The following is a 12,982-nucleotide window of genomic DNA, read 5'->3' on the forward strand; positions in this document are numbered from 1 at the left end:
CAGCCGCAAATCTTGCCACTCACAACCCATTCACTGGACGATATGTTTCAAGATAACCCGCTGCTGGCGCAGCTTAAACAGCAACTTCACTCTCAGACCCCGCGCGTTGAAGGCGTAGTAAAAGGGACTGAGAAAGGCTTTGGCTTTCTTGAAGTAGACGGTCAAAAAAGCTATTTCATTCCGCCACCGTACATGAAGAAAGTCATGCACGGCGACCGGGTGAGCGCGACTCTGCACACCGAGAAAGAGCGCGAAATCGCCGAGCCGGAAACTCTGATCGAGCCATTCCTGTCGCGCTTTGTTGGCCGAGTGCAAAAGCGCGATGACCGCTTGTCAATCGTGCCCGACCATCCGTTGCTGAAAGACGCGATTCAGTGTCGTCCCGTGCGTGGCCTGAACCACAATTTCCAGGCCGGTGACTGGGCAGTGGCAGAGATGTGTCGCCACCCGCTGAAAGGCGACCGCGGTTTCAACGCCGATCTTACCCAATTCATTACCGATGGTGAAGATCACCTGGCGCCATGGTGGGTCACGCTGGCCCGTCATAATCTGGAAAAAGAAGCTCCGGAGATGATCGCCATCAGCGAGCCGGATGCTTCACTGCCGCGTGAAGACCTGACTGCGCTGAATTTTGTCACCATCGACAGTGCCAGCACCGAAGATATGGACGATGCGTTGTTCGTACAGGACAACGGTGACGGCTCACTGCAATTGACCATCGCCATTGCCGATCCGACCGCCTACGTCGAGCAAGGTAGCCCATTGGATGAAATCGCCCGCAAGCGCGCCTTCACCAACTACCTGCCGGGCTTCAACATCCCTATGTTGCCACGCGATCTGTCAGACAACCTGTGTTCACTGCGCCCGAACCAACGCCGTCCGGTATTGGCCTGCCGCGTGACCATCGGTGCCGACGGCGCCCTGGCTGACGACATTCGCTTCTTCGCCGCCGAGATTGAGTCAAAAGCCAAACTGGTTTATGACGAAGTGTCCGACTGGCTGGAAGGCATTGCCGGCTGGCAACCGCCAAGTGACGACATTGCACAGCAAATCACCCTGCTCAAGCGCGTGTGTGATGTGCGTAATTCCTGGCGCCACCAGCACGCTCTGGTATTTAAAGATCGCCCTGACTACCGCTTTGTTCTGGGCGAAAAAGGCGAAGTGCTGGAGATCGTCACCGAGCAGCGCCGCACGGCCAACCGGATCGTTGAAGAGTGCATGATTGCTTCCAACGTTTGCGCCGCTATTGTGCTGCGCGACCGTCTCGGCTTCGGCATTTACAACGTGCATACCGGTTTCGATCCGCTGCTGGTTGAGCAGGCGGTTACCGTGCTGCAGGCCAACGGCGTGGAAGCCGATGCCGAGAAATTGCTGACGCTGGACGGGTTCTGCGAACTGCGCCGTCACCTGGATTCACAGCCGACCCAGTTCCTCGACAGCCGCATCCGTCGTTCCCAAACTTATGCCGAGATCAGCACCACACCGGGCCCGCATTATGGCCTGGGGCTGGAAGCCTACGCCACCTGGACCTCACCGATCCGTAAATACGGCGATATGGTTAACCACCGTCTGCTGAAAGCCATTATCGCCGAGCAGCCCGCCGAAAAACCTCAGGATGAAGTCACCGTCCAACTGGCAGAACGCCGTCGTCTGAACCGCATGGCGGAGCGCGACGTGGGTGACTGGTTGTACGCTCGCTACCTGAAAGATAAAGCCGGCACCGACGAGCGCTTCAATGCCGAGATCATCGACGTAACCCGCGGCGGCCTGCGTGTACGCCTGCTGGACAACGGTGCAGTGGCCTTTATCCCGGCTCCATTTATTCACGCGGTGCGTGATGAAATGGTCTGCAGCCAGGAGACCGGCACCGTTCAGATCAAAGGCGAAGTCGTCTATCGCCAGGGTGATAACCTGCAGGTCACCATCGCCGAAGTGCGTATGGAAACCCGCAGCGTGATCGCCAGACCGGCGGCCTAACCTCGCGAGATTAATCGCACGCCAGACAAACACCGGACGGGTCAACCTCCGGTGTTTTTTTTCGTCGCTCAAGCAGCCGCGTCCCTGCTATTGCGCCACAGCCAGGTAAGCCTGGCCGCACACCCATCACATTGTTTTTACGTCATTACTCAACCTGCTTCACATTTCTCATCCGACTTGCTGTTCTTAACACACAAAACTCCTACTTTTAATTTGTATCCATTCTCCAATAAGAGCTTCTTTTTTTATTTCTGCGCACCTAGGAGTTGTTGATCATGAAAAACGTCAAGTCCGGGATCATCTGGCTGGCGGTGGCGTTGGTGGGCGCATTTGCCTTCGCCATGCTGGCGCTAAGCCGTGGGGAGCATGTCAATGCGGTTTGGCTAGTCGTCGCGGCGGTCGCCTGCTACAGCATCGCTTACCGCTTCTACAGCCTGTTTATTGCCAAGAAAGTATTTGAGCTCGACGATCGCCGCAAGACGCCGGCAGAACGTCGCAACGACGGGCTGGACTATGTGCCCACCAACAAATGGGTGTTGTTTGGACACCATTTTGCCGCCATCGCCGGTGCCGGGCCGTTGGTTGGCCCGATCCTGGCAGCACAAATGGGCTTTCTGCCCGGCACCATCTGGATCCTGGTTGGGGTGATGTTGGCCGGTGCCGTGCAGGACTTCCTGATCCTGTTTATCTCCACTCGCCGCGATGGCCGTTCGCTGGGTGAAATGGCCAAGCAGGAACTGGGGGCCTTCGCCGGGGTGATCACCATGCTGGGTGCGCTGGGGGTGATGATTATCATTCTGTCTGCGCTGGCGCTGGTAGTAGTAAAAGCGTTGGCCGACAGCCCATGGGGTCTGTTCACTATCGCCGCCACCATTCCTATCGCTCTGTTTATGGGCGTGTATATGCGCTTTATCCGGCCGGGTAAAATCGCCGAAATTTCGGTGGTGGGTTTTGCCCTGATGCTGCTGGCGATTATTTACGGCGGCAATGTGGCGCAAGACCCCTACTGGGGCCCGTTCTTCACGCTGCACGGTACTACGCTGACCTGGGTGCTGGTCGTCTACGGTTTTGTCGCCTCGGTGCTGCCGGTGTGGTTGCTGTTGGCACCGCGTGACTATCTGTCCACCTTTATGAAGATTGGCGTCATTATCGGGCTGGCGGTTGGCATTGTCTTCGCTATGCCGGAAATGAAAATGCCGGCGGTATCGCGCTTTATCGACGGTAGCGGCCCGGTGTTCGCCGGATCGCTGTTCCCGTTCCTGTTTATTACCATCGCCTGCGGCTCGATTTCCGGCTTCCATGCGCTGGTGTCCAGCGGCACGACACCGAAACTGGTGGAGCGTGAAAGCCATATCCGCTTTATCGGCTATGGTGCCATGTTGATGGAGTCCTTCGTGGCCATCATGGCGCTGATCTGCGCCTCGGTCATCGACCCGGGCGTTTACTTCGCCATGAACTCACCGGCGGCGCTGATCGGCACCACGGTGGAAAATGCCTCGCAGGTGATTAACAGCTGGGGCTTTATGATCACCCCGGAAACCCTGACGATGATTGCCAAAGACGTCGGGGAGCACTCGATTCTGTCCCGTGCCGGTGGCGCACCGACCTTTGCGGTAGGTATGGCGCACATCATTACCGAGGTATTTAACAGCCGCGCGATGATGGCGTTTTGGTATCACTTCGCCATTTTGTTCGAGGCCCTGTTTATTTTGACCGCCGTCGATGCCGGCACCCGTGCCTGTCGCTTTATGGTGCAGGATTTGGTGGGCGTGGCGATCCCACGGCTGGCCAACAACCGTTCGTGGTTCGGTAATCTGGCGGGGACTACGGTGGCAGTCGCAGGCTGGGGGTTCTTTGTCTATCAGGGGGTGGTCGATCCGCTCGGTGGCATCAATACCCTGTGGCCTCTGTTCGGTATCGGTAACCAGATGCTGGCATCGATGGCGCTGATCCTCGGTACCGTGGTGCTGTTCAAAATGAAAAAACAGCGCTACGCCTGGGTGACTATCCTGCCCACCGTCTGGTTGTTTATCACCTCAATGACCGCCGGCTGGCAGAAGATCTTCCATGAAAAACCGAGTATCGGCTTCCTGGCACAGGCGAAGAAATTCTCTACCGGTATTGAGCAAGGTACGTTAATCGCACCGGCCAAGACGTTAAAGGATATGGAAACCATCGTGTTCAGCAACCAGATTAACGCCGCGCTCTGTGCTTTCTTTATGCTGGTGGCGGTAACCATGCTGGTCTCCGCCTTCTTTGTGATCCGCCGTGCGTTGAACTCCAGCCAACCTACCGCTCAGGAGTCACCGATCGTCCTGCGTGAGAATGGGTAAACCTGCGATTGGGCGCGGCATGCAGCGCCCCTACTTCTAAACAACCGGGCACTTGGTCAGTGCCCTTTTCTTTGTTTACAACTCAGTTCAATAAATTAGTCCCAAAGGCCCCCTGCCAATCCTGTTCGAATTTCTCCACCGCCGCCTGTACCGCAGGTGCGGCAAGGAACTGTTCGGCAACGTCGACCGGCAAGGTGATGGCCTGGCAACCTGCCAGTAAGCATTCCAGTGCCTGACGCGGCGTTTTAAAACTGGCGGCCAGCACTCTGGCGCCTGGTGCATGCAGCGTCAGCAACTGCTGTAGCTCCTGCACCATCTTAATGCCGTCACCGCCCTGCGCATCCACCCGGTTAATGTAAGGGGCAACATACTCTGCCCCGGCCAGCGCCGCCAGCAATCCCTGACCCGCGCCGTAGACCGCCGTCCCCAGCGTAGGGATCGACATCGCTTTGAGTTTCTTGATTGCTGCCAGCCCTTCCGCGGTCGCCGGTACCTTCACCACCAGCCCTGGTACGCGCTGATGAAGCAGCGCCGCTTCTGCCACCATAAGTTCGGCATCGTTGGCCATCACCTGAGCAAACAGCTTACCGGTGCCTCCCAGCGCATCGCGCAGCGCCGGAAGCACCTCCCAAATCGGTTTCCCCTCTTTGGCCACAATACTTGGATTAGTGGTCACACCATGCAACGGAAGGATGCGCGCCAGGCGTTTCACGGCGTTCACATCAGCGGTATCGAGATAAAGCTCCATTACGGACTCCTGAATCTTCTGTGGGCGAATTCAAACTCTGAACATAGTAGGACATGCAATAGGTTTATATTTGATCGAAATCAAATCAACTTTCATTCGAAACAACTTTAATGAAAGCAGCAAAGCAACCGAATGACAGGTGACTCGTGATTTTCAATCTGCAGCGTTATTCCACCCATGATGGCCCAGGCATTCGCAGCGTAGTGTTTCTAAAGGGGTGCTCGCTTGGCTGCCTCTGGTGCCAGAACCCGGAAAGCCGGGCGCGAAAGGCAGACCTGTTGTTCGACCCACGCCTGTGTCTTGGCGGCTGCACACTGTGTACCGAAGTGGATCCGCAGGCTGTCCGGCGGATAGACGATAGCCTGGTGATCCAGCGCGATTTACTCAGCCATGAGGATTATGCCGCATTGGCTGCCCGTTGCCCAACCGGCGCGCTCAGCCTGTGCGGCAGCGCGATAAATATCGACGATATCATGGCCGAAGTTCTGCGCGACAGACCCTTTTATTTGCGCACCGGCGGTGGGCTGACGCTGTCCGGCGGTGAACCCTTTATGCAACCGACCGTGGCGGCTGAACTGCTGCGCCGCAGTCGTGAGGCCGGTATTCATACCGCGGTGGAGTCTTGTCTGCATACCCCCTGGTCATACATCGCCCCGTCACTGCCCTGGCTTGACCTGATGCTGGCGGATCTGAAACACGTCGATGAACGGCGCTTCAAACAGTGGACCGGCGGCTCCGCCAAACGAGTGATGGACAATTTTCGTCGGCTGGCCGAGCGCGGTACCCAAACTATTGTGCGCGTACCACTGATCCCGGAGTTTAACGCCGATCGCCACTCTGTCCGTGCGATTGTCGATTTCGCCGCCGATGAAGCCGGCGCCAAAGAGATTCATTTTTTGCCATACCACACACTGGGCATCAACAAATACCACCTGCTCGGCGAACCCTATCACGCTGCCCGTACCCCACTGGATGCGCCCGAACTGCTGGCCTATGCCGAGCAGTACGCCAACACCAAAGGGCTGACCGCTATTTTGCGAGGATAACATCATGACCACGCTGGACCTGACCACCCTGACCGCACGCACCCTGGCCCACAAGAACGCGTTGATCCATATCGTCAAACCGCCGGTTTGCACCGAACGCGCGCAACACTATACCGAAGCCTATCAGCAACACCTGGACAAACCCTTGCCGGTGCGTCGGGCGCTGGCATTAGCTAATCATCTGGCCAAACGAACCCTGAGAATAGAAAACGATGAGCTGATTATCGGCAACCAGGCCAGCGAATTGCGCGCCGCGCCGATCTTCCCGGAATATACCGTCAGTTGGATCGAAGACGAGATTGACCAGTTGGCCGACCGTCCGGGTGCCGGTTTTTCCATCAGCGAAGAGAATAAGGCCATCCTGCACCGGATATGCCCGTGGTGGCGTGGCCAGACGGTACAAGACCGCTGCTACGGCATGTTCACCGATGAACAACGGGCGCTGCTGGCCACCGGCATCATCAAGGCCGAAGGCAATATGACTTCGGGAGATGCCCACCTGGCGGTGAATTTCCCACTGCTGTTGGAGAAAGGCCTCGACGGACTACGCGACAAGGTGGACGAGCGCCGCAGCCGCATTCACCTCACCGACTGGCAAGAGTTACAGCAGGAACAATTCCTGAAGGCTATCGACCTGACCCTGGAGGCGCTGAGCGCCCATATCCTGCGCTTTGCCGAACTGGCCCGCAGCATGGCACAGGCGGAAAGCCGCCACTGGCGGAGTGAAGAGCTGCAGGCCATCGCGGAAAACTGCGAGTTGATCGCCCACCGCCCACCGCAGACCTTCTGGCAGGCGCTGCAACTGTGTTACTTCATTCAGTTAACGCTACAAATTGAATCCAACGGCCATTCGGTGTCCTTTGGCCGTCTCGACCAATATCTGTACCCCTGGTATCGCCGCGATGTCGAGCTGGAGCAGACTCTGCCACGTGAGCGTGCGATTGAAATGCTGCACAGCTGCTGGCTGAAACTTTTGGAGATCAACAAGATCCGTTCCGGCTCGCACTCCAAAGCCTCGGCAGGCAGCCCGCTGTATCAGAACGTCACTATCGGCGGACAACAGCTGGTCGATGGCTCACCCCGCGACGCGGTGAACCCTTTGTCCTATACCATTCTGGAGTCCTGCGGCCGCCTGCGTTCGACCCAACCCAACCTCAGCGTTCGTTACCATGCCGGGATGAGCAGCGACTTTCTCGATGCCTGCGTGCAGGTGATCCGCTGTGGGTTTGGCATGCCGGCCTTCAACAACGATGAGATAGTGATTCCGGAGTTTATCAAGCTGGGCGTGGAACCTCAGGATGCCTATGATTATGCGGCGATCGGCTGCATCGAAACCGCCGTCGGCGGAAAATGGGGTTATCGCTGCACCGGCATGAGTTTTATCAACTTCGCCCGAGTATTGCTGGCAGCACTGGAGCAAGGGCGTGATGCCACCTCCGGCAAAGTCTTCCTGCCCCAGGAGTTGGCGTTGTCGCGGGGCAACTTCAGCCATTTCGACCAGGTGCTGGGTGCCTGGGACAGCCAGATCCGCTACTACACCCGTAAGTCGATTGAAATTGAGTGCGTGGTCGATAGCGTGCTGGAAGAAAATGCTCATGACATCCTGTGTTCAGCGCTGGTGGACGACTGCATCGAACGCGGTAAAAGCATTAAGCAAGGCGGTGCAAAATACGACTGGGTTTCTGGCCTGCAGGTCGGTATCGCCAACCTGGGCAACAGCCTGGCGGCAGTGCGTAAACTGGTGTTCGAACAGGGTGCGATCGGCCAGCAGCAGTTGGCGGCAGCGCTGGCCAATGACTTTGACGGGCTGAGCGGCGAGCAGTTACGTCAGCGGTTGCTCAACGCCGCGCCAAAATACGGCAATGACGTGGATGAGGTCGACCAATTGCTGGTACGCGCTTATCAAAGCTACATTGACGAACTCGCGCAGTACCACAATACCCGCTTTGGTCGTGGCCCGATTGGCGGCACTTACTACGCCGGCACTTCGTCCATTTCGGCTAACGTCCCCTTTGGTGCCGCTACCCTGGCAACCCCTGATGGGCGCAAAGCGCATACGCCGCTGGCGGAAGGTGCCAGCCCGGCATCAGGTACCGACCATCTCGGGCCGACTGCCGTGTTCAATTCACTGTCCAAGTTGCCTACCGCTTCAATCCTCGGTGGCGTGCTGCTGAACCAGAAACTCAACCCGGCCACGCTGGAAAACCCGGTCGACCGTGAAAAGCTGATGTTGATGCTGCGCACCTTCTTTGAGACCTACCTGGGCTGGCACGTACAGTACAACATTGTGTCGCGGGAAACCCTGCTGGAAGCGAAGCAACATCCTGACCAGTATCGTGATTTAGTGGTTCGCGTTGCTGGATATTCCGCGTTCTTTACCGCATTATCCCCTGACGCGCAGGATGATATTATTGCGCGAACAGAACATACTATTTAAACAACAAATATTAGCGGCCGCACCTTGGTGGCCGCACATCAGGTTGATATGAATTCAAGACAACAGACAATATTGCAATTGGTTAACGATCGTCGGCGCATCAGCGTCAGCGATTTAGCTGCCGCTACCGGCGTTTCTGAGGTGACAATCCGTCAGGATTTGAACCTGCTGGAGAAACGCAGCTATTTGAAACGGGTGCATGGTTCCGCGCTGGCGCTGGAAAGTGACGACGTCGATGCACGCATGATGTCCAACTTCACCCTCAAGCAAAAGCTGGCGCAATATGCCGCATCGCTGGTTAACGACGATGAAACCATTTTTATCGAAAGCGGCAGTGCCAACGCGCTGTTGGCTCGCTACATTGCCGAACGCAAGCGCATCACGCTGATCACCGTCAGCCACTATATCGCCAACCTGCTGAAAGAGACCGACTGCGAGGTGATCGTGCTGGGCGGCCTGTATCAGAAAAAAAGCGAAACCGTGGTCGGGCCGTTAACGCGACAATGTATTCAGCAGGTGCATTTCAGCAAGGCGTTTATCGGCATTGATGGCTACCATGCGGACACCGGCTTTACCGGTCGCGATATGATGCGCGCCGATGTGGTTAATGCCGTGCTGGCGAAGGGCGTAGAGAATATTGTCCTGACCGACTCGTCCAAGTTTGGTCAAATACAGCCCAACCCACTGACTCAGCAGGGAAAAGTGCATCGGGTGATCACCGATTCCCGGCTGTCGCTGGACTATCAGCACCAGTTAAAACGCCAGGGAATACAGTTGGATATAGTAAACGACTAGGCTCCAGGCGGGGAAATGGTGGCCGTCACACGACGGCCTACCTGAGGGTTACTGACCGTAATAGGCATTTTTACCGTGCTTGCGCAGGTAATGTTTGTCCAATAGCGTCTGCTGCATGTTCGTCAGCCCCGGAGTCAGTTGGCTCGAAAAAATCCCCATGTAGGCAATCTCTTCCAGTACCACCGCATTGTGCACCGCGTTTTCCGCATCCTTTCCCCAGATAAAGGGGCCGTGTGAATGCACCAGCACCGCCGGTATCACCGCCGGATCCAACTGGCGTTCTGCAAAGGTTTCGACGATCACCCGGCCGGTTTCCCACTCGTAGCGGCCATTGATTTCCTCATTATGCATCTGGCGGGTACAAGGGATATCACCATAAAAATAATCGGCGTGGGTGGTGCCCCAGGCAGGAATATCCAGCCCCGCCTGCGCCCAGATGGTGGCATGCCGCGAATGAGTATGAACAATCCCCCCGGCAGCGGCAAACTCCAGGTACAACACGCGATGGGTATCGCTGTCCGATGACGGCTTTTTACTCCCTTCCACCACTTTGCCGCTTTCCAGTTCCACCACCACCATATCGTCACGGGTCATCAATGCATACTCTACCCCCGACGGTTTGATCACCATCAGCCCCTCACGGCGATCGACAGCACTGACGTTACCCCAGGTGAAAGTCACCAGATGATGGCGTGGCAAGGCCAGGTTGGCCTCTAATACCTGCTGCTTGAGTTCGTTAAGCATGTGTCTTTCCCGGTTAAGCCTGTTGGGAATATTGTCGGCAGGCGGCTCCTGAGAGGGTATGGCGTAAATCGCTAAAGACCGCGTAGCCTTCTGCTGGAAACCGAGAACTGTGGAGCACAGAGGAAATGGCCGGCCAAAAGCGGGTAAATGGACTTTAGGACTATTTACCTGTTTATCGTCAGGCAGAGGCTTATAGTGGATATTGGCAGAGAGAGCGCTTTTAGCTTTTCAATTGTTCTGCCTTTAACAAAAAATGCCATTTTTTATATCGATACGCTTTGGGAGCCAATAGCAGGCCGAATTTAGGGTTCATGCCTATACTTATAGGGCACTCCCATAAGCCAATGCTAAGGAGAAGTCACTATGATGATTATCAATAAACGTTTCGCCACCGCCGCTCTGGCGCTTACGCTGGTGTTTTCACTCAGCGCTTGTTCCAACATGTCCAAACGTGACCGTAACACCGCTATTGGTGCCGGTGCGGGGGCTGTAGGCGGCGCGGTGTTGACCGATGGTAGCGCACTGGGTACGCTCGGCGGGGCCGCCGTTGGGGGCATCATTGGTCATCAGGTAGGCAAGTAACCTGTCCGATCACTAGCCGACAGGCTGGCAAAAGCGTTTACGCTTTGACGTATTAACCATAATAAAGATTATTTCAGGTCTGTTTTACTTTTAGTCAATGGCATCATTGCCATTAACGGGTTAACGCCCGGCAGCATCACCCACTGCCATGCCGCAGCATTGCACCGCGGCATGGCAATTCCCCCAGGCGATTAACCGCCCGCCAGTTTGACCTTCATCCCTTTGGCTTCCAGCAGCTGTTTTAGCAAATCGCGCTTATCACCCTGGATCTCAATCACACCATCCTTGAGCGAGCCACCACAACCACACTTCTTCTTCAGTTCAGCCGCCAGTTTTTCCAGTGCCGCATCATCCAGATCGACGCCCGAGATCAGGCAAACGCCCTTCCCCTTACGCCCGCTGGTCTGGCGTTGAATGCGCACGATGCCGTCACCCTTGTCACGCTGTGGCTTAACCTCTTCCGGCTTGATGCGTCCGCTGTCGGTGGAGTAAACCAGACGGCTGTTATCGTCCTTCATCAGTAACTCCTCAGGCCAGTGAAGCGCGAATGGCGCTCAATGTAGCAGCAGGATCGGCAGATTGGGTGATCGGGCGCCCAATCACCATATAGTCAACACCGGCCGCCTGTGCCTGCACCGGCGTCATAATACGGCGCTGATCGCCGGCATCGCTGCCTTCCGGACGGATACCTGGTGTCACCAACTGGAACTGCTGGCCACAGGCCGCTTTCAGGCGTTCGGCCTCATGCGCAGAACAGACTACGCCGTCCAGTCCACAATCGCGGGTCAGACGCGCCAGTCGTTCCGCCTGCTCGGCCGGAGAGAGGTCGATACCGATAGCCTGCAAATCCTCCGCCTCCATGCTGGTAAGCACGGTCACGGCAATCAACAACGGCGCCTGCGCGCCATAAGGCAGCAACGCCTCTTTGGCTGCGGTCATCATCCGCGCACCGCCGCTGGCGTGGACGTTAACCATCCACACGCCCAGCTCAGCCGCCGCCGCTACCGCACGGGCGGTGGTGTTGGGAATATCGTGAAATTTCAAATCCAGAAATACATCGAAACCGCGGGCGTGCAAGTCGCGCACCAATTGTGGTCCAAACAGGGTGAACATTTCCTTGCCCACTTTTAGCCGGCAGTCCTGCGGACTGATACGATCGGCAAATGCCAATGCTGCGCCAATATCTGCGTAATCAAGCGCAACAATGATCGGAGATGATTTTAAGTCGTTGTTATTAATGTTATTTTCAGACTTCATTTCTTCTACCTTCTGTAAAATGGACATAACCAGGTAACAACCCGCCAAACTGACCGCCGCATTCTACATGCCAGCCGACAGAAATCCCAGCCGCAGCGCACCCTGCGGTTAAGTAATGTTAGGCCCAGGTTCGTCATCAAGCGTCAATATAACCCCGCTGCCATTAACCCAGGCTGCGTAAAGCGCCGTAAAGTTGCGTAAATTATAAATCAAATAATTTGAACAAGATGCTCAGCATTATCAGATTTTAAATCTTCCTGGATGCTTTATTATTCAACACATCGGAAGCGAACGGCTTCCAACCCAAACAAACAGACTGGAGTCTCTTATGAAAAGCATCAAATATTTTGCAGCAGCCGCCGCTATCGCCATGACCTCTTTCGCTACCTTCGCCGCTGAACCGGTAGACCTGCAGCAGGCCACCAGCCTGAGCGCATCCGGCGTCGTCTCTGCAGGCCATGCCACGACGCTGAGCAGCCTGGAAGCCAAACTGGCCGCCAAAGCCGAAGCCCAGGGCGCCAGCAGCTACCGCATTATCTCTGCCGGTGGTAATAACATGCTAAGTGGCACCGCCGTCATCTACAAATAAGCACTCTGGTATAGAGCCCGGCACGCCGGGCTCTACCTCAATACTCCCGCCTTATCGTTCATTATTCCCCCGATCAATGTTACAGAAATATTAAATTTTTATTACACACTAGACTCTCACTCCCGACTGGCTTAGCTTGAAGACAATCTTCCCGCAGAAAGGCTTCAAAATGAGCGAGATATCTACACTAACGATTAAAATCCCTCTGGAACTCAAAGAAAAAATTCGTGCCATTGCTGCCGATAACCAACTTTCTCTGAGCGCCGAGGTCTGTCAACGTCTTGAAAATAGCTTCGAGTTACCGGCCAAGGCGGACAAAACCGCTAAAAAATCGGCGGAGTTACATCACGGTGAAATTGACAATCAGGGGATTGAAGAGGAAATCGAGCAACCGCTGAACCAGAAAGAATTGAAGAAGTTGCGTCAACTGCTGAAAGGCGGCGTCAAAGCCGGCAAGAAAAAATAAATCGCTAA

At 55.8% G+C, this 12,982-nt stretch carries 12 protein-coding genes; 8 read left to right on the forward strand and 4 right to left on the reverse strand.

What is annotated here, in order from left to right; genetic code table 11:
- Positions 1–42 precede the first annotated feature (42 nt).
- Together ACNT1W_RS15445 and ACNT1W_RS15450 are read left to right on the forward strand one after the other, a co-directional pair.
- A complete protein-coding gene (locus tag ACNT1W_RS15445; RefSeq protein WP_012145366.1) occupies positions 43–1,977 on the forward strand; it encodes an exoribonuclease II in 1,935 nt (644 codons plus the stop codon).
- A gap of 275 nt (positions 1,978–2,252) precedes the next feature.
- Positions 2,253–4,310 carry a carbon starvation CstA family protein gene (locus ACNT1W_RS15450; RefSeq protein WP_112362434.1) on the forward strand — a complete coding sequence of 686 codons (2,058 nt, stop codon included), beginning with the start codon at positions 2,253–2,255 and terminating at the stop codon, positions 4,308–4,310.
- Positions 4,311–4,392: 82 nt separating this feature from the next.
- On the opposite strand, the gene fsa is transcribed toward ACNT1W_RS15450, so the two are convergent.
- Entirely contained in the window at positions 4,393–5,058 is a 666-nt protein-coding gene (gene fsa, locus ACNT1W_RS15455; RefSeq protein WP_115184556.1) for a fructose-6-phosphate aldolase, read from the reverse strand.
- Between the two features lie 146 nt (positions 5,059–5,204).
- Between fsa and ACNT1W_RS15460 the strand changes: the two genes are divergently transcribed.
- Genes ACNT1W_RS15460 through ACNT1W_RS15470 form a run of 3 tightly spaced genes read left to right on the forward strand, consistent with a single transcriptional unit; the run spans position 5,205 to position 9,336 of the window.
- The gene (locus tag ACNT1W_RS15460) at positions 5,205–6,104 is read left to right on the forward strand and encodes a glycyl-radical enzyme activating protein (protein ID WP_129939715.1); all 900 of its coding nucleotides are present in this window, start codon (positions 5,205–5,207) and stop codon (positions 6,102–6,104) included.
- Between the two features lie 4 nt (positions 6,105–6,108).
- Positions 6,109–8,541 (forward strand): formate C-acetyltransferase/glycerol dehydratase family glycyl radical enzyme, encoded by a 2,433-nt coding sequence (locus ACNT1W_RS15465; RefSeq protein ID WP_261423296.1) that lies wholly within the window; start codon positions 6,109–6,111, stop codon positions 8,539–8,541.
- A gap of 48 nt (positions 8,542–8,589) precedes the next feature.
- On the forward strand, positions 8,590–9,336 hold the full coding sequence (locus ACNT1W_RS15470; protein ID WP_012145371.1) for a DNA-binding transcriptional regulator YciT: 747 nt from the start codon (positions 8,590–8,592) through the stop codon (positions 9,334–9,336).
- A 48-nt stretch (positions 9,337–9,384) separates the two neighbouring features.
- Here ACNT1W_RS15470 and araD read toward each other — a convergent pair whose 3' ends face one another.
- Entirely contained in the window at positions 9,385–10,080 is a 696-nt protein-coding gene (araD, locus tag ACNT1W_RS15475; RefSeq protein WP_419245819.1) for an L-ribulose-5-phosphate 4-epimerase, read from the reverse strand.
- A 363-nt stretch (positions 10,081–10,443) separates the two neighbouring features.
- Here araD and osmB point away from each other — a divergent pair, with 363 nt between their 5' ends.
- The gene (gene osmB / locus ACNT1W_RS15480; RefSeq protein WP_218216527.1) at positions 10,444–10,662 is read left to right on the forward strand and encodes an osmotically-inducible lipoprotein OsmB; all 219 of its coding nucleotides are present in this window, start codon (positions 10,444–10,446) and stop codon (positions 10,660–10,662) included.
- 191 nt (positions 10,663–10,853) lie between these two features.
- Here the strand turns inward: osmB and yciH are convergent, their stop codons facing one another.
- Together yciH and pyrF are read right to left on the reverse strand one after the other, a co-directional pair.
- A complete protein-coding gene (gene yciH / locus ACNT1W_RS15485) occupies positions 10,854–11,180 on the reverse strand; it encodes a stress response translation initiation inhibitor YciH (protein WP_012145373.1) in 327 nt (108 codons plus the stop codon).
- A gap of 10 nt (positions 11,181–11,190) precedes the next feature.
- On the reverse strand, positions 11,191–11,919 hold the full coding sequence (gene pyrF, locus ACNT1W_RS15490; RefSeq protein WP_017893016.1) for an orotidine-5'-phosphate decarboxylase: 729 nt from the start codon (positions 11,917–11,919) through the stop codon (positions 11,191–11,193).
- Between the two features lie 328 nt (positions 11,920–12,247).
- Here pyrF and bhsA point away from each other — a divergent pair, with 328 nt between their 5' ends.
- Positions 12,248–12,508 carry a multiple stress resistance protein BhsA gene (bhsA, locus tag ACNT1W_RS15495; RefSeq protein WP_012145375.1) on the forward strand — a complete coding sequence of 87 codons (261 nt, stop codon included), beginning with the start codon at positions 12,248–12,250 and terminating at the stop codon, positions 12,506–12,508.
- Between the two features lie 169 nt (positions 12,509–12,677).
- Positions 12,678–12,974: an Arc family DNA-binding protein gene (locus ACNT1W_RS15500; RefSeq protein ID WP_129939713.1), complete on the forward strand. Its 297-nt coding sequence runs from the start codon at positions 12,678–12,680 to the stop codon at positions 12,972–12,974.
- Positions 12,975–12,982 lie beyond the last annotated feature (8 nt).

Origin of the sequence: Serratia sp. NFX21 (assembly GCF_048517035.1) — a bacterium.
GTDB lineage: Bacteria > Pseudomonadota > Gammaproteobacteria > Enterobacterales > Enterobacteriaceae > Serratia > Serratia quinivorans.